Source organism: Desulfovibrio sp., assembly GCF_009712225.1.
Classification (GTDB): domain Bacteria; phylum Desulfobacterota; class Desulfovibrionia; order Desulfovibrionales; family Desulfovibrionaceae; genus Desulfovibrio.
The window spans coordinates 193586-211326 of the sequence record NZ_WASP01000010.1; the positions used below are offsets into that span (position 1 = coordinate 193586).

Below are 17741 nucleotides of genomic sequence, written 5' to 3' on the forward strand. Positions count from 1 at the left end.
AAAGGTGATGCCCCGCGGACCGGGCGGGGTATTCCCCCGGCCCTCTTCATTATGGCAGGCTATTTTCTGATGAATAAGGACAAGCCTTCACCGATTGGCAAGCACAATCCAGAGCAAGATGCCGCGAAGCCAGCTTGACCGATAGAACCAAATTCAGCACTTATTCGGCTAAAGGATCGTGAATATGCAACTCAGCACAGCAGTACGCCCAATTAGTGCGGTCAAGGCGCACCTTGAAGAAATCATTCGCACTTTCAGCGAAGAAGCTGCGCCACCCGTTGTGATCACCCAGAATGGCGAGGCCAAGGCCGTACTCATGGGCATTCATGAATATGAACGCATGCAAAAAACTTTTGCCTTGCTCAAGGCCCTCAGCCTTTCAGGCAAAAGCTTTGAGGCGGGCAAGGGACGCCCCCTCGAGAAATTTTCGCAGGGCTGCGTGCAAAGGGCGAACGATGCCCCCTTTCCCCAATGTGTCGCTCTTGAAGGCTCTCCTCTCTCAGAGGAGGGTTAGGCCTTGCTGGCTATTTTCTAATGAACAAGGACACCCCCCACCGATTGGCAAGCACAATTGTTGCTGCTATACCAAACCCTCACATTGTCCATTGTCACTGCTGAGGGCAGCTTAGTGCCGCCGTCCCAATTTTCCGTATTGCTAGAGGAACGTCCATGCTTACAGAACAGCACAGCAAACTTGTCGAATTCATATGGAGCATTGCCGAGCGTCTGCGCGGCCCCTATCGCCCGCCGCAGTACCGCAAGGTTATGCTGCCACTGATTGTTCTGCGCCGTCTGGACATGATGCTGGAGGATAGCAAGGCGGAGGTATGCGCCGAATACCAGCGCCTCAAGGCAATACAGAAAGCCAATGAGGGCAATGAAAAGCAAAAAATGTCTGACGATACCATCGCCAAGACATTGAGCCACTTTGTGAACCAGAAGCACGGGGTGAGCTTTTATAATGTAAGCCCGTACACGTTTTCCACCCTGCTGCATGATCCCAATGGGCTGGCCGCCAATCTGAACGCATACATCAACGCTTTTTCGCCCAACGTGCGCATCATCTTCGACAAATTCAAGTTTGATGCGGAAATAGCCGTGCTGGACGACAAAAACCGCCTGTTCAGCATCATCAAAGAATTCGCCGACGAGAGGATAGACCTGCACCCTGACAGGGTGAGCAACTTGCAGATGGGCTATATTTTTGAACACCTCATCCGCCGATTCAACGAACAGGCCAATGAGGAAGCCGGGGACCACTTTACCCCGCGTGAAGTCATCACCCTCATGGCGCACCTTGTCTATACGGGCGACGACGACATCTACACCCCAGACATAGCCAAGACCATCTATGACCCCGCCTGCGGCACCGGCGGCATGCTGTCCGTTTCGGAAGATTATATCCGCAGCCATAACCCACAGGCACACCTTGTGCTCTGTGGGCAGGATTATAACGACGAATCGTGGGCCATCTGTTGTTCCGACATGCTCATCAAGGGCGAGAACGTGGAAAATATCGCTCTGGGCGACACGCTGGGCGACGGCAAGAGCAAGGACCAGCACGAGGGCGAACAGTTTGACTACATGCTGGCCAATCCCCCCTTTGGTGTGGACTGGAAGGACCAGTTGCCAGTGGTGCAGAAGGAGCATGAGACCTTCGGCTTTAAGGGACGCTTCGGCCCAGGCCTGCCGCGCATCAATGACGGCTCACTGCTCTTTCTTTTACACATGCTTTCCAAACGCCACCCTTCGGAGGCCGAAGGCGGTCAGCCGGGTGACGGCTCCAAGATCGCCATTGTGTTCAATGGCTCGCCCCTGTTCACCGGTGATGCGGGCGGCGGAGAAAGCAACATACGGCGCTGGATCATCGAAAACGACTGGCTGGATGCCGTGGTAGCACTGCCGGATCAGCTTTTCTACAATACCGGCATCTATACCTACATTTGGCTGGTGAGCAATCGCAAACCTGCAGAACGCAAGGGCAAGGTGCAGCTCATCGACGCCACGCGGCATTTCCGCAAAATGAAAAAAAGCCTGGGCAATAAGCGCAATGAGCTTTCAGAAGAGCATATTGCGGAGATTGCCCGCCTGTACGGCGAATTTGCCCACAACGGTACGAGCATGGTCAACGGCACGGGCGAGCCCAAAGAGCGTGTGTGCTCCAAGGTGTTGCCCAATCAGGCCTTTGGCTACATCAAGCTGACGGTGGAGCGCCCCTTACGCGTCAATGTGCAGGTGAGCCCCGAGCGTATGGCACGCTTTACCGATAGTGGGCCTTTTGCCTCGCTGGTGGAGAGCAAAAAACGCAAAAACAAAGAAGCCATAGAAAAAGACGTGCAGGCCGGGCAGGCAATGCAGCAAAGCTTGCGCAACCTGCTCAGCATCTTTGACGCGGGCAAGCTGTACATGGACAGGGCTGAGTTTGAGGCAGACTTGAAGAAAGCATGCAAAAAAGCAGGCGTAAAGCTAGAAGCCCCCATGAAAAAGGCCCTGCTATCCGCCCTGAGCGAGCGCGACCCCAACGCCGCAATTGTGCGCGACGCCAAGGGCAATCCGGAGCCGGATAGCGACCTGCGCGACACGGAAAACGTCCCCCTGCCGGAAACTTTACCTCTCCCTCTGCCCCTGGGATACGGCGGCAAGGGCGACAAGGTGGACAACAGCAAGCTTGTTGCGCTGGTGCAAGCCCATTGCGACAGCTATTTTGAACGCGAAGTGAAGCCGCACTGGCCTGATGCCTGGATTGATTACGACAAGACCAAGGTGGGCTACGAAATTCCCCTGACCCGGCATTTTTATGTATATGAGCCGCCGCGCCCGCTGGAAGCCATTGAAGCGGAGATGGCGGCGCTGGAAGCTGAAATCGCCGCACAACAAAGCACCATGACGGGCCTTGCCGGGAGCCACGCATGAGTGGCGCAGGAAAACGCTGGAAGCCCTACCCAACGTATAAGGATTCCGGCGCGGAATGGCTGGGAGAGGTCCCGGAGGGGTGGGCGGTAAAGAGGTTGAAGTTTGGAGTTGATGATATCAATCAAAAATGCCTTGAAGAAGCACCCCTCACCCCTTTTGTAGCGTTAGAGCACATTGAGCCATGGACTGGCAAGCTCATGGTTGATGAAAGCTCTCAAAGTGACGGACAACCAAGCTGCTACCAATCTGATGATGTGCTTTTTTGTAAATTGCGTCCGTATCTGGCAAAAGTTCACTTGGCCAAAGTCAACGGAATTTGCACTTCTGAACTTTTAGTTTTACGTGCCCAGCATGGTATTTTCCCCAAATACCTGCACCGCTTTTTGCTTTCACGAGACACTATTGATTGCATAACTGCATCTACTTACGGTGCCAAAATGCCTCGCGCAAACTGGGAGTTCATTGGTAATCTACTACTGCCAATCCCCCCTCTCCCCGAACAACGCGCCATCGCCGCATTTCTTGATCAGCAATGCGCCCAGATAGATTCGCTCATCGAGAAAAAACAACGCATGCTCGACCTGCTGGACGAAAAGCGTCGCGCCGTCATTACACAGGCCGTCACACGTGGTCTTGATCCCACTGTGCCCATGAAGAATTCCGGCGTGGAGTGGCTGGGCATGGTGCCGGAAGGGTGGGAGATTTTTTCTTTGCGACGCTTATTTTGTGTAAAAAGTGGCGACATGACGACATCAACAGACCTTTTTGATGAGGGTTTTCAAGTATTTGGCGGGAATGGGTTTAGGGGATATTTTGATAAATGGAATACGAATAAGGGTGTAATTATTATTGGGCGTTATGGAGCTCTCTGCGGAAATATTAAAATCTCCCCAGATAGGATTTGGGCGACAGAGCATGCATTCCGCGTCGTTCCATTCATGGTTTTTAATGTGCACTTCATGGCATTTTTTCTCGAGCATCTTAATCTCAATCGTCTATCTACACGAGCAGCACAGCCGGGACTTAATTCTGAAATGGTGCGTAACCATCTTATAGCTCTCCCCCCCCTCCCCGAACAGCAGGCCATCGCCGATTACCTTGACGCCCAGTGCGCCGCCATGGACAGCCAGCGGGAAAACCTGGAAAAATCCATTGAACTCTTGCGTGAGTATAGGGCATCCCTTATTACTCATGCGGTGACCGGAAAGATTGACGTGCGCGATGTTGCGCCCCTTCAATAACGTTTTCAAGCCAGCCGAGGAGCTGCCATGCCCGCCATGCACACGGAGCGCCGTTTTGAGGAAGCCATTGAGCTCACACTTCTTGCTCTGGGCTATGTAAAACGTTCGGCGCGGGACTATGACGCGGACACGGCCCTATTTACGGCGGACGTGCTGACCTGGGTGCAGAATTCTCAGCCCAAGGTCTGGAACGCCCTGCAAAAAGCCTTGGGTACAGAAGACAACATTGCCGCCCATCTGCTCAAGGCGCTGAAGGACAATCTGGCGGATTCCGGCAGTCTGCATGTGCTGCGGCACGGCTTTACCTGCTATGGCAAAAAGGTGCGCATGGCCGCCTTTGCCCCGGCCTCCGGTCTCAACCCCGAAACCATAGCCCTGTACAACGCCAATATCTGCGCCGTGGCCCGCCAGATTCCCTGCAAGCCCGGTACACGAGACACCGTTGATACGGTGCTGGCGATCAACGGCATACCCGTGGTGACGCTGGAACTTAAAAACCAGATGACGGGGCAAACAGCAGATAATGCCAAGATACAATACGAAAACGACCGCGACCCCGGCGCACCGCTGTTCCGCTTCAATGAACGGCCAGAACGAACCTTGGCGCATTTTGCTGTTGATACGGACGTGGCGTGGCTGTGCACCCGCCTGAACAAAAAAGACACCTACTGGCTACCCTTCAATCAGGGGAATGGCTTCGGTAAGGGCAACCCGCCCTCACCTGCCGGGCAGTACCGCACCGCCTATTTGTGGAACGAAACCCTGAGCCGTGAAAGTCTGCTCGACCTGCTGGCGCGCTTCATTCACCTTGAAGTGAAACGCAAAAAAATTGTGTCTGGCAAGGCCATCAAGACCATCACCACTGAAAGCCTCATTTTTCCGCGCTATCATCAGCTTGCCGCAGTGCGCCAGCTCACGGGCCATGCCCGTGAGCATGGTTCGGGGCACAACTATCTGGTGCAGCACTCGGCGGGTTCCGGCAAATCCAATACCATCGGCTGGCTGGCCCACCATCTGGCAAGCCTGCACAATGCCGCCAATGAAAAAGTATTCCACTCCATTGTCGTAGTGACAGACCGAGTGGTCATCGACAGGCAGTTGCAGGACACCATCTACCAGTTTGAGCACAAGCGCGGCGTGGTGGAAAAAATTGACCAGAATACCCGCCAGCTTGTAGAAGCCCTTGCCTCCGGCGTGCCCATCATCATCAGCACAATCCAGAAATTTCCCTTCATCGCCGCTTCTCTGGAGCGCCTGACCAAGGAAGGGCATGATATTTCGCTGGCGACCAAAGGCAAGCGATTTGCCGTCATCATCGACGAAGCGCACTCCTCCCAAAGTGGCGAAACCGCCACAGAGCTGCGGCGGGTGCTTAACAGAGACGGTATTGAAGCGGTGGTGGCGGAACAGGTGCTGGATACGCAAGATGACGAAAACCTGAGTGAAGACGCCCGCGCCAATCTTTACCGGGAACTTTCAGCCCGCACGCGACAGCCCAATTTGAGCTACTTCGCCTTTACGGCAACCCCCAAATACAAAACTCTGGCTGTGTTCAACGAGCCGGGGCCAAGCGGCCAGCCGCCCTTCCATCTCTATTCCATGCGCCAGGCCATTGAAGAAAATTTCATTCATGACGTGCTGGCCCACTATGTGCCGTACAAAACATATTTTTCTCTAGTCAAGGCCGTGGAGAATGATCCGGAAGTGCCCAAGCGCAAAGCCGCCCGCGCGCTGGCCCGCTTTGTGGGGTTGCATCCTCACAATATCCGCCAGCATGTGGAAATCATGGTGGAGCACTTCCGCTCTTCCACCATGCACAAGATCGGCGGCAGGGCCAAGGCCATGGTGGTCACAGAATCGCGTCTGCATGCAGTGCGTTACAAGCTGGCCTTGGATGCCTATTTGCTTGAAAAAGGCTATACGGATGTGCGCACGCTGGTGGCCTTTTCCGGCGAAGTACATGACCCGGACAGCGGCAAATCATACACCGAACCCGGCATGAACAAAAATATCAAAGAAAAGGAACTGCCGGAACGCTTTGAAACGGACGAATTCAACGTGCTGCTGGTGGCCGACAAATACCAGACCGGCTTTGACCAGCCTTTGTTGCACACCATGTATGTGGATAAAAAGCTGGGCGGCGTGCAGGCCGTACAGACGCTCTCACGCCTGAACCGCCGGGCATCGGGCAAAAGTGATACCTTTGTGCTCGACTTCCGCGACCAGAGTGCCGACATTTACAAGGCTTTCAAGCCCTACTACGAACGCGCCGACATGGGCGATGCCCCTGACCCGCAGCGGCTCTATACGCTGCACCGTGAATTGCTGGAAAGCGGGGTCGTAAACAGTGAAGAAGTGCAGGCCTTCTGCGCCATCTGGTTCAGTAAGCGCGGAGACGGCACGGCGAACCACCAAAAGCTCAATGCTCTCATTGATCTGGCAGTGGAACGCTTTACAGCTCTTGCGGAAAAAGAGCAGGATCTGTTTCGGGGTAAATTGGGAGCCTTTCGCAATCTCTACGCCTTCTTGTCGCAAATTATCCCCTATGGCGACTCCGAGTTGGAAAAGGTCTATGCTTACAGCCGATTTCTGTTGACCAAACTTCCTTCAGAGGATGGCGGCGCGGCTTTTGCGCTGGATGATGAAGTAGCCCTGCGCTTTTATCGTTTGGAAAAGCTGGAAGAAGGCAAAATACGTCTGGACGAGGGCGAGGCTGCCCCCCTGAAAGGCCCCACGGAAACGGGCAGCAGCAAGGGAGATGAAACAGAAGTGCCGCTTTCCACTCTGGTGGACGCGCTCAATGAACGCTTTGGCACCGCCTTTACCCCGGCGGATCAGCTCTTTTTTGATCAGGTGGCCGAGGCCGCCGCTGAAGATGAAACCCTCAGGCGGGCATCAAAGGTTAACTCGCTGGAAGCCTTTGGCCTTGTGTTCGCCGACATTCTGGAGCGTTTGTTCATCGCCCGCATGGAGGGCAACGAAGGCATCTTTGACCGCGTTATGAGCGACAAGAGCTTCCGCAAAACTGTTGAAGAGCAACTTGTCAAAGACGTGTATGAACGCCTGCGCGGAGATACTGGAGCGGTTGCGTAATACAGTTTCATTGTTGCAGCATCCAAAACTTCGGTGGAATTCAATAGCTGGTAGAATGGAGTGATGACATGACACAGTTGGAACGTGTGCTGGCCTTTCTCAAGGCCCACCCCGGTGAGCAATTTACAGCCAAGGGAATTGCCGCCGCCATTACCCAGCAGTTTGCGGATGACTACACTTCCAAGCGGAATAATCCAAGGTTTGCCGACGAGCGCAGTTTTACTGCGCAGGTGGCAGCGGAAATTGGTGCTCACAAGAATGCGTTGCAACGCGCTGGCGTGGTCTGGCAGGACAGGCCAAAGCCGCGCCGATATTTCTGGGAAGTGGATGGCGATGCTTCCGGTTGTGGCAGGACGGTCATCGACACACATGAAACGGAAGAAGACGAACAAGAGCGAGAAGTTGCATCTTTTTCCCAAGACATACGTAGTCTTAGTGAGCACGATCTGTATCCTGTGCTTATGGATTACCTTAAATCAGAACTACAATTATACTGCTTACGCATCAATGAATCTCGCTCGCGCAATACGCGCGGCGCTGGCGGCAACAAATGGTTGCACCCGGATATTGTAGCCATGCAGCCTCTGGACAGAGGATGGGATGGCCTTGTACGCAACTGTGTCCAAAAAAGTGGCAGCAATAGCGTTCGTTTGTGGTCTTTTGAAGTAAAGAAAGAACTGACCGCGTCCAATGTGCGTGAATGCTTTTTTCAGGCTGTCAGCAACTCCAGTTGGGCCAATGAGGGATATCTGGTAACCACCGCCATTGCATCTGACGGCGGTGTGGAGCAGGAACTCCGCATGCTGTCGGCTTTACACGGCATCGGTGTGATTATACTGGTGCCCGACAACCCTTCGGAAAGTGAAATTTTTTTGCCAGCCATCAGCCGTCCCGAGGCAGATTGGCAGTCCATCAATCGTTTGCTTGTGGAAAATGCCGACTTCAAAGAGTTTGTAGGCCAAGTGAGTGACTATTTTCAAACTGGTCGCCTGAGAGACCGAGACTGGGGTTGGCGTCACGAAGCGTGATGGCAAGTCTATTTCCAGCATTACAAAAATTTTCTGTGAAGGCCGGGATTGCTCCGGCCTTTCGTGCTGCTGGAATCAAAGCATACGCACATGCAAGGAGCGTGGTTGGCACACTAGCACCTCCAAGCGTAAATGGGGTTCAGGTTGACGCTATACAGGGATGACAACAGGAATTTGAACTTGGTTGTCAATGGCCACCTTCACGGGGGTGTAGATATCCACGTCTTGCGCTTCTGTGTGTAGGGAAATGATAAGACTATAGCGAGCAAGGCTATCTGCCTTCTTGAGATGGGTACGTGTCTTCCACCAGCCCCCAACGGGAAAGACCGCTACACGGTTGCAGGCCGCGATTTCAGCTCCAGTACCTTCCCAATAGTCAGAGTGGACAGAACCAGAATTTCGTCCGTTGCGACCAATGCCCCATCGCTCACTAAGAGCGGCATCGCGGGGTGGAGCGGGCACGTCCTCTTCTTCCTCTCTTGCAGCCCTATTTATGCGCTTTTCAAAATCTTGGAGCGACTCATGCGGGCCGCATACCTCAAAGCGCAACCCGTGCGAGGCATAGCGATACTTACTATCCCACCCCCGCTGTCCTGGGCTGGGTTCAATAAAATAGGACAAGGTAATCCGCAGGGTGACTGGAGTTTCCGCCAGATCCTGCAAGGCTTCTTTTGGCCATGGCAAATCGAACATCTGAAGTTGCATGCCCTCAGCGAGTTTGCCTACATTTTCATCAAAATACCTAAAGGGCATAAATTCACGTTCTGCCACTAATACCAGACTGTTATTCAAACAACGCGCGGCTCGTTGCAAAGAAGGGACACCGTGCCCACATATACGCTTTAGCTTTGCAATCTCGGTTTTACTGGCACCAGGTGCGAACTGTTCACGCATGGCAGGTGTCCATTCCGCAGAGTGCACCATAAGCGCACGGATGGTTTCTGGCCACGCTTCAGGATAGGCCAACTGCAACTGGGCAGCAAACCACGCGGCTTCGGCCGTTGCGGCACTAGTGGCGTCAAAGTTGGCGAATAGGCGATGCGGCATCTGGGATGAGGTCGTCAAAACACTGAGCGCATCATGCGTGCAGCAGAATCCGTCAGCAGAGCGCGCTATATTGCCTCCCTCAAAAACCACATCAGGCTTAGGAGGCCGCTGCGGAGCCCACTTGCAGGATGTGCGGCTGAGCGGAGACAATCCACCTTGTGGAGCCACAGCTACAGGATCGTCTGCTTGATTCCCAAGTTGCGTAAAATTTGTAAATGCACCTACGGTAAGGGCATTCCACGATTGTGCGGGATCTTCAACACTCATAGCTAAGTTGGAGTCAGGATAGTTAGCCCAATCTTCGCGATTGCGGACGTTCCCCGCACTCAACAAAACGAGGTATTTTGTGTCATCGCCCACACCGGCCGCAAGACGATCAATGGCTGCAGACCACGATGTTGGTTCACCCTTGTTAGCAAAAGGTGAGGGTGCACTGACAGCCATGCACACCTGCCGCTTGCGTTCAGGGGCGGCGTCTCGAGCCTGCTGCACGGCTTTCACCGTGACAAAACCGTAGAGCTCTTTTGGCAAGTCATTTCGAGGGGGACAAATTTTACACGATTCCAAACAATGCGAAATAGTTATCGAATCAGCACTGGCTAATGCCTCTGCAAGATTTCCGTAGGTTGCAATACCCGCCATGCCAGTTCCATGACCGGCATGATCATGAGCGCCCCAATCAGGGCACACGGCATGCATGTCCTCATCACCCAAGACGGGTACAAGTAAGGGGTGCCCATTATTAACACCAGTATCCAAAATACAGACAGAGACGGGTTCTGCGCCAAAAAAGGAATTTCCCAAAAGCGCAGAGGCCCAATCAGCCTGTTCCCTGGGGGTAAGGTCGAGAAAAAATTCAGCGGGCTCACGTGCAAGACGACATTCGGCTATATCACTGGAAATTTGCAATAGCTTATGGAAGGCTTCTCTGTTGAGTTTAGCCAAAATGATAGTCCGCTCGGGGAATGAAAGGCGAGACGCTTTACTATATTCAATTTGAAGGTATTCAGCCTGATGCTCAAAGCGCCTCACAGCCTCAACGGTTTCGTCATCCTTCAACCATAATTCACACCACTGCGGCACTTCCCGTGGCATTTCGGCTGAATCTTCTGTCCAAAAGTCATCCAAAAGGGCGAGACGAATTCCCTCAATGCCACCGATAAGCTCGCCGTTCTTTGGGTTCCCTTTTATCGTCAGTTCCGTTGCATAAGACTGAATTTTTTTCGTGAAGTTTTCTTTTTTCTCGTTAGGAATGAATATGGTGGCAACCGTAGTCTTGGCATCATTTTCCACAAGCTGCTTCACGTTAAGCAACGTGTAATCGCCGCGGCTACTATCAAGACTCTTCGTCGCAAGATCTTTGCCTGCCGCTCCCTTCACCTGAAGATATATTCCCTTCTTGACTGGCAATGGTAAAACATATTGCTCTACGGCCTGCTCATTAGCGGCCCATGCGGCGTCAAAAAGAGTTTGGATGCGGGCGGCATGATCGCTGGGGGTACGGAACGGGTATTGGGGATCACCCCCTCCATTGCCTTTATAGCGCCTTAACTCAGGTTCGGTGGGGATAAACAGAAGAGGATACTCTTGCATGGGCTACCTTGCATATTTGGCTTTACGTGCAAGAAGGGCAGCAACGAGGTCGTCCTGCTGCACTTCTGTCTTATCCTGCAGGATATTATTTTTCATTGCATCGGCACAGGCTTCGGAAATTTCAGCGTGGCTCAATCCCTCTGCTGCGTTGACGACACTGTCCATACACTCTGGGGCTCGCCAGAAAAGTCCCAGCTTATTCGGCAAAAGCTGTTCTATGGTTGCGCGGTCAGGGCTTGCATAGTACAGCACATCGTCAAAGCGCCTAAAAAGGGCCGCATCAAGGATGGTCGCCTCATTGGTGGCGGCAACGATAATACTTTCAGACGTATCTTGCTCTAAAAGCTGCAAAAATGTGTTCAGCACCCTACGCATTTCACCTACGTCATTGGCGCGCGTACGTTCTCCCCCGATAGCGTCAAATTCGTCAAAAAGATAAACACCCCGGTGTTGAGTCATATGGGAAAATATTTGCCGCAATTTGGCACTGGTTTCACCCATGAACTTCGTCACCAATTTATCCATAAGCACTGTATAAAGAGGCAGATGGAGTTCGCCAGCCAAAATTCGAGCGGTCATGGTTTTACCCGTACCAGGAGGCCCAGCAAGCAAACTTTTACGGCGAGGTAACATGCCATGTGCGTGAAGTTTCGCCCGTTGTTTGTACTCCAGTAGCAACCGCTCTATCTGAGAAAGTACTCTCGATGGAAGGATGGCCTCGGGCAAACGCTCCTCGGGGTGAGAAACGATAACAAGATCGCTTATCTCGGCATCGGCATTGTCTTTGAAGGATAAAACCTTGGCGTGAAGGGGCTGCCCTTTGATAGCGTCCACAAGCTGACGAATTTCAAGCGCAACAGTGCCATGCCCCAGCTTCGTTTCATGTGCTGCAAGCTGGATAGCCGTGGAAATAAACCTATCACGGTCATTTTCCTTGAAGGCGCGTATGAGCGTTGTAACTTGTGTTGCTGTGGCCATTGTTTTTCCCTTAATAAGGACAACACAAAAGTCTAGAAAAGTAAACGCCACCGGGGTCAGCAATGAGCCCTCCCCCGCTCGGTATGTCAGTGAAGAATTAGTATTTCTGATATCTAAGCCCAAAAATGAAACGAAGAAGATACACCTACGAAAGCATTCCCAGATAGCTAAAATTGTTATTCATCTAACCTTAAGAATATATTACTCTTTCAAGAACATCAGAGTAATGCTTCAAATCAACTTGAAAGCCCTGTCCAGCACTAAGCTGGACAGGGCTTTACCATTTTTAGGGGGCAAACATGCACGAATACCAATCAGAAAACATTACCGATTTGGCTAAGGCCCTGCTCAACGTACAGCGAACCGTGCAACCCGTTACAAAAGACGCTGAAAATCCGTTCACCAAAAGCTGGTACGCCAGCCTCAACAGTGTCATGGATGCCTGCCGTGATGCACTTATCGAAAACGGCATCTGGCTGTGCCAGTATCCTGTGCCTGTGGAGCAGCCCAACTCCTTAGGGCTGGTTACCAAGTTGACGCATGCAGAGTCTGGTCAGTGGCAAAGCTCTCTTGCCGTGGTTCCTCTGCCGAAGGCCGACCCGCAAGGGATGGGGTCGGCAATGACATACGCCCGGCGCTATGCTCTAACCGCCATGTTGGGCATGGTAACTGAAGATGACGATGGCGAAGGGGCCAAAAATGGTAAAAAATCGCCTGTACGGCCTAAATTGCCCGTAATTCCCCCTGAATCACAAAAAGCACGCCAACGCGACCCATCCACCACAAACAACATTTCAGCCCCCTCAAATCGACCGCTAGCAAGCCTTGAAAATCTCCCACCGCTAGAAGGCATCACCTATCAGCAGGTTACCGCTCAGGACGGACGGCCTTGCATCATTGCCACTGGCAACACGCAGGCGAAAAAGGAATTGCTTACCGGTTCGGGCTTCCGCTGGAACCCGCAGAGAAAATTGTGGTGGAAGTATGTTGATGCCGCATAATGTAAATCAAAATACCAAGTAAGAGGGCTGCCTGATGGCGGCCCTCTTGCTTTTGTGGAGGCTAACCCATGGAACAGATGAACCGCACGGAAGGATTGCGGGCTCTAATCAGACAGGGCCTACAAGCCGTTGCCCACAAAGATACTCTTGCCCATCTGGGCGACAGTTCCAGCTACATCGGTATGAGCGACATTGGCCAGCACTGGGAATGCCCACGGGCAGCACTGGCAAGAAAGGTGCTCCCCACCACTAACAGCCTGGAGCGTCTGCTTACTCTGCAGCGCGGGCACTGGTTTGAATCTGGGGTTGGACAAGCTCTGGTATCGCTCGGCCTGCATGTTTTGCCCCAGCTTGAGATCAATTGGCATCATCATGGCGTGCCCATCAAGGCTCATCTCGATTTTGTGCTGGTCTGGGGCGCACCGGTCAATGCCATACGCATTCTGAAAGTGAAAAGCACAGACAAGCTGCCAGCTTCGCCGCATGATTCTCATCTTCTGCAATTGCATTGCCAAATCGATCTTCTGACAAAAGCTTGGAACAAACCCGTCTTCAGCCTCCGAGCTGAGGACGGCACGCTTATGCATGACAAAATGACATTTCCACAACTTTGCCATGCCCAACTTGGCCTTCAGCTGCACGCAACGGCTGCCGAGACAAGTATGGAGGCATGGTTGCTCTGCCTTTCCATGAAGGAGGTTAAAGCGTTCGGCCCCTACGGTTTCAATCAGGCCATGCTCGATACGGCCCTTGACCATGCGGCGCAGCTTTGGGGTGAGCTTGCAGCATTCCGCGCCGGGCACATAACTCTGGCACATGTGGATTGCGCTCAAGGCTTTTACCCATTGTGCTCGTACTGCGAACACAACGGCGACTGCCCTAAATTTCCGCAGGGCGTGCAAATGCCACAATGGGAGCCAGCTCTTGAAAAGCTGGCGGCCATTAAGGCGCAGCGTACTGCTTTGGATGCTGAAATTAAAGAAATGGAAACGGTACTCAAGCTGGTTCACCGCCAGGCTGGCACACGGGATTGGGTAGACACGGGAAACTACCGCTTCCGCATGTCGGTGGCAGCGGGGCGCACCACTTTGGACAAGGATGCTCTGCGGGAGGAGTTGATCGAGATTTTTCACTCTGAGCATCGGGGTGACATTGACGTGGATACCTTGCTAGCTCGCTGTGAGCGCACAGGGTCACCGTTTGAGAAATTGAGTATTTCGCCCATAAACTGAACTTCGGGAGATTATCATGGGGTATTATTCTGACGTGGCCCTGTGCCTGACAAAAAACGGCATGGATCAGTTAAAAACAGCTCTTGCTGAGGCAGAAAGGAACAATCCCGACAAGTTTGCAGCAATCAAAATGCTCATAGGTGGCGAACCCATCAAAATAGATGAAGGCTCAGGCTCCGCTGTCTTTCTTTGGGAGGGAGAAAAGTGGTACGCAGAATTTGATGAAGTGGCCTTTGTAGCAAAGCTAACGGACAGCTTGCCCGACCAAGACTTCCTGTTCATCCGTCTTGGCGAAGATTATGACGACATTGAAACTCGCGGTAGCTTCTGTGGCAAGCCGTTTGGGATGTATGTCGCAAGAAAGATTGCGTTTTTGTGATTATTGCGGATAACGTCGGGCGGTATGTAGAACACGAAGGATATGTACTTCCGATTTCACAACGCGGTATGCAATAAAATACGGAAAATCTGCCAGCACAAGCTCACGAGTCCCAGCGACTCTTCCAGCCCTTCCCCGTGAAGAAAGAGAAGCAAGGCTTTGCCCAGCATTCCATACGCATTGGGCTATTTGTTCCCCTGCATTTGAGTCCTTTTCAGCCCAATACCCCGCAATTTCGTGCAAATCCTCAAGCGCTAGAGCGAGCCACCGCACAGGCCTATTTTGCATGGACGCCCCAACGAGCAAAGGCTCCCGTCACCTCTTGGTCAGAAGCAAACTTCCCCTCATCTGCCTGCCGAACACCTTCCTGAATGGCTTCGACCTGCCAGGACTGTTCGGCCACGTATTGCCTTACCGCCTCTGCCACCAGCCAGGAACGAGACCGTGAGGTAGCAGCGGCAAGCTTTTCAAGCTGCGCCTGCGTATCCGCATCCAATCGCGCTGTTACCGTAGACATGGGAATCTCCTTTGTCATTATTGTGTACATTCAAGACAAACGTGTCAATAGAACACACAGGAGTAATAATGCAAACTCCCCTTACTGATGAGCTTGATTCTCTTACCCCCATCGACCTCGATGCCGGTCATATTTTCAGCGGCAAGCCCTCCGGCACCACGGTCAGGGGCTACGCTGTTCCTTCGGCCTACACCCCGGCAATTAACCACGACTATATTTTCCATGAGTCCAGCCGCGATGTTGTGGTCTGGTTTCTCAACCCACAGGAACCACTGTACGTCTTCGGCCCCACTGGTTGCGGCAAAACCAGCTGCATCAAGCAGCTGGCAGCCAGACTTAACTACCCTGTCTTTGAGGTTACCGGACACGGGCGGCTGGAATTTGCCGACCTGGTTGGTCACCTGACAGTCAAAAACAGCAACATGACCTTTGAATATGGCCCGCTTGCGCTTGCCATACGCTGCGGCGCACTTTTGCTGCTGAATGAGATCGACCTAACATCCCCTGAAATTGCGGCAGGCTTGAACAGCGTGCTGGACGGCTCCCCCCTGTGCATAGCGGAAAACGGCGGAGAACTGATACAGATTTTAGTATGCTGAAAGCTGCAAACCTTGATCCTGTGACCTTTAATTTGTTCAACTGCCTCGAAGATTGGCGTGTTGAAAAGAAGCTGTCGGGCATTTTCCCCGGCTGCTGGAGAAACCTGAACTGGCTCATACGACGATTCTTTGTAGAGCAAACACAACCAAGGGCCAGGGACGATTCCCCGGTCCTTGCTGTTTTGGACTATGTGCTGTTGACGGTGAGGGCTTGGGATGTGGACGAGGTGACCCCGGCGCGCCAAAACGCGGCGAGCATCATTGAGCATCACTTCCCCGGATTAAAAGAGGCCATGGATGCCATCCTGGTCAAGGTCTACATCTATTGCCCTGATACAAAGGCAGCAATTGAATACGCGAAACAGATCGCCCTGTGCATCCGGCAGTGGAAACCGCCTCAGCCAACTGCAACCAGCAACTGCTCGAACGCAAACGATAAAAGCGCCGTGCGTCAAACTACAGGGGAAACCAACGATTCTACCTCACAAATCGACCAACAACCTGAATCGGCTTGTGACTCTGCGCCGGTTCAACAGTCGAGGGCTTTGAGTGCCTTACCACTCAAGGCCCTGTTTCATGCTGAGGTCCAGGACCTACCCCAACACATTGGGGAAATTATGGCGATTGAGCTTACCAGTTGCAGCACAGAATCCGCTGGTGACGCGCTGACCATCGCTGTGGCAGGCACCCGACAAGCAGCCCCCTTGTCAGCAGGGCAGAAGATGCAAGCGCTTCAGGCCAGCATTGCCCTGCGCACTCGCCTTCAGGGCTTTCTGCAGGCGCAAACGCAAAGGCGATGCAGTATTGGGCGCAGGGGCACACTGCACGCCAATTCGTTATACCGTCTGCAGGTTGGCAATGCTCGTGTTTTCCAAAAAGAGTCTGTGCAACTGGGCCTCAATACGGCTGTCCATATCCTGCTGGACGTAAGCGGCAGCATGGCTGGCGCACCAATTAACCTTGCCAAGCGAGCCTGCTTTGCCGTGACAACGGCACTGAGCCGTATCCGTGGCGTGAACCCGGCGGTTACGGCCTTCCCTGCTGCCACGGCGACCAATTCCGTATTCCCCATCATGCGACACGGGCAGGCGGTGCCAGACCTGTTTGATATTCGAACTTCTGGCGGGACACCCTTGGCTGGGGCTTTGTGGTGGATTTTGCAAACCATGTTGCCCCTCAAAGAGCAACGCAAGATGATCTTGGTTATCACTGACGGCATGCCGGACAACCCGCTGGCCGCAAACAATGCCATCGGGGTGGCCCAAAAACTCGGCTTTGAAATTTATGGCCTTGGCATTCGGGATGAACACATAACACGCCTGCTGCCGCATACCAGCAAGGTGGTCAACGATCTGCCTGATCTGGTGCCTGCCATGTTTGCCATGTTGCAGGTAGCCTTGCTCAAAAGCGGTGCAGTATGATGGTACCGCTTGATTTCAGCCATCGGTATCGGTCGGGGGCATTTCGTTTCTTTACGCTTAACAAAAAGCGGCGCATCCCGCGCTGCTGAAAACAATGGAGGTCATATGAACCCACTGGCTTGGATACCAGTAGCCATCGCCGTATTGCAGGTTATCAAGGACAACTGGGACGACTAGCTAACAATCGTGCTGGTATGCAGAAGGTGGGAAATACCCGCCTTCTGTCATTTCGTGAACACAAAAGGAGCAGGAATATGAGCAAGACTTGGGTATTTATCGGTGGCATGGTGGCGGGAATTGCAGGGGTATTTGCTGCGGCTTTTGCGGCTGAAGAGTTTGATGCTCGCAAACAGCCCGGCAGGGATGGCACAATTGAAAACAAAAACATACTTGCTCTGCCTGAGGCAGAGTAGCCTTAACGATGGATAAGCTGTGACTAGAAATTCGGGTCCCAAACCGGGACCCGAATACATTTCTCTATCAAGCGAACTTTCTCACAGACAGACCAACAACGGCGGTGAGTTATGCTCATTATCTCCACCGTTGAGCTTATTTTAGCACTAGTTTCAGGCATAGTTCCAGCATCTCCTCCTTAGTTAGAGGGGTGTCCGGTAGAAATGGAGGGTACTCTACAGATGCTCCTAAAGGTATTTAGCTGTCTATAAGGAATTTGCTGCAGGAATGATGAAATACACTAGT

General features: G+C 52.8%; 14 protein-coding genes and 1 pseudogene. 11 read left to right on the top strand and 4 right to left on the bottom strand.

What is annotated here, in order from left to right; translation table 11 throughout:
* Positions 1-184 precede the first annotated feature (184 nt).
* From F8N36_RS13210 to F8N36_RS13230, 5 genes are all read left to right on the top strand, one after another.
* A complete protein-coding gene (locus F8N36_RS13210; RefSeq protein ID WP_291333284.1) occupies positions 185-514 on the top strand; it encodes a type II toxin-antitoxin system Phd/YefM family antitoxin in 330 nt (109 codons plus the stop codon).
* A gap of 155 nt (positions 515-669) precedes the next feature.
* Positions 670-2913: a class I SAM-dependent DNA methyltransferase gene (locus F8N36_RS13215; protein ID WP_291333285.1), complete on the top strand. Its 2244-nt coding sequence runs from the start codon at positions 670-672 to the stop codon at positions 2911-2913.
* A complete protein-coding gene (locus F8N36_RS13220; protein WP_291333286.1) occupies positions 2910-4154 on the top strand; it encodes a restriction endonuclease subunit S in 1245 nt (414 codons plus the stop codon). Before F8N36_RS13215 ends, F8N36_RS13220 begins: the two co-directional genes overlap by 4 nt.
* Positions 4155-4181: 27 nt before the next feature.
* On the top strand, positions 4182-7247 hold the full coding sequence (locus F8N36_RS13225; RefSeq protein WP_291333287.1) for a type I restriction endonuclease: 3066 nt from the start codon (positions 4182-4184) through the stop codon (positions 7245-7247).
* A gap of 68 nt (positions 7248-7315) precedes the next feature.
* Positions 7316-8275, top strand: a complete 960-nt coding sequence (locus tag F8N36_RS13230; RefSeq protein WP_291333288.1) for an HrgA protein — start codon at positions 7316-7318, stop codon at positions 8273-8275.
* 150 nt (positions 8276-8425) lie between these two features.
* Here F8N36_RS13230 and F8N36_RS13235 read toward each other — a convergent pair whose 3' ends face one another.
* Entirely contained in the window at positions 8426-10915 is a 2490-nt protein-coding gene (locus F8N36_RS13235) for a S8 family peptidase (RefSeq protein ID WP_291333289.1), read from the bottom strand.
* 3 nt (positions 10916-10918) lie between these two features.
* Positions 10919-11956 (bottom strand): ATP-binding protein, encoded by a 1038-nt coding sequence (locus F8N36_RS13240; RefSeq protein WP_291333290.1) that lies wholly within the window; start codon positions 11954-11956, stop codon positions 10919-10921.
* Between the two features lie 236 nt (positions 11957-12192).
* Here F8N36_RS13240 and F8N36_RS13245 point away from each other — a divergent pair, with 236 nt between their 5' ends.
* From F8N36_RS13245 to F8N36_RS13255, 3 genes are all read left to right on the top strand, one after another.
* A complete protein-coding gene (locus F8N36_RS13245; protein WP_291333291.1) occupies positions 12193-12894 on the top strand; it encodes an ERF family protein in 702 nt (233 codons plus the stop codon).
* A gap of 68 nt (positions 12895-12962) precedes the next feature.
* Positions 12963-14126 carry a hypothetical protein gene (locus F8N36_RS13250; RefSeq protein WP_291333292.1) on the top strand — a complete coding sequence of 388 codons (1164 nt, stop codon included), beginning with the start codon at positions 12963-12965 and terminating at the stop codon, positions 14124-14126.
* A 16-nt stretch (positions 14127-14142) separates the two neighbouring features.
* The gene (locus F8N36_RS13255) at positions 14143-14505 is read left to right on the top strand and encodes a hypothetical protein (RefSeq protein WP_291333293.1); all 363 of its coding nucleotides are present in this window, start codon (positions 14143-14145) and stop codon (positions 14503-14505) included.
* On the opposite strand, the gene F8N36_RS13260 is transcribed toward F8N36_RS13255, so the two are convergent.
* Both F8N36_RS13260 and F8N36_RS13265 read right to left on the bottom strand, forming a co-directional pair.
* The gene (locus F8N36_RS13260; protein WP_291333294.1) at positions 14506-14793 is read right to left on the bottom strand and encodes a type II toxin-antitoxin system RelE/ParE family toxin; all 288 of its coding nucleotides are present in this window, start codon (positions 14791-14793) and stop codon (positions 14506-14508) included.
* Positions 14783-15022 (bottom strand): ribbon-helix-helix protein, CopG family, encoded by a 240-nt coding sequence (locus F8N36_RS13265; RefSeq protein WP_291331840.1) that lies wholly within the window; start codon positions 15020-15022, stop codon positions 14783-14785. Before F8N36_RS13265 ends, F8N36_RS13260 begins: the two co-directional genes overlap by 11 nt.
* 68 nt (positions 15023-15090) lie before the next feature.
* Between F8N36_RS13265 and F8N36_RS13270 the strand changes: the two are divergent.
* The 3 genes and pseudogenes from F8N36_RS13270 to F8N36_RS13280 form a co-directional block, all read left to right on the top strand.
* Positions 15091-15603 (top strand): annotated as a pseudogene (locus F8N36_RS13270) (AAA family ATPase); the annotation flags it as partial.
* A gap of 11 nt (positions 15604-15614) precedes the next feature.
* The gene (locus F8N36_RS13275) at positions 15615-17042 is read left to right on the top strand and encodes a VWA domain-containing protein (protein ID WP_291333295.1); all 1428 of its coding nucleotides are present in this window, start codon (positions 15615-15617) and stop codon (positions 17040-17042) included.
* Between the two features lie 119 nt (positions 17043-17161).
* Positions 17162-17455 (top strand): hypothetical protein, encoded by a 294-nt coding sequence (locus tag F8N36_RS13280; protein ID WP_291333296.1) that lies wholly within the window; start codon positions 17162-17164, stop codon positions 17453-17455.
* The last annotated feature ends 286 nt before the right edge of the window (positions 17456-17741 follow it).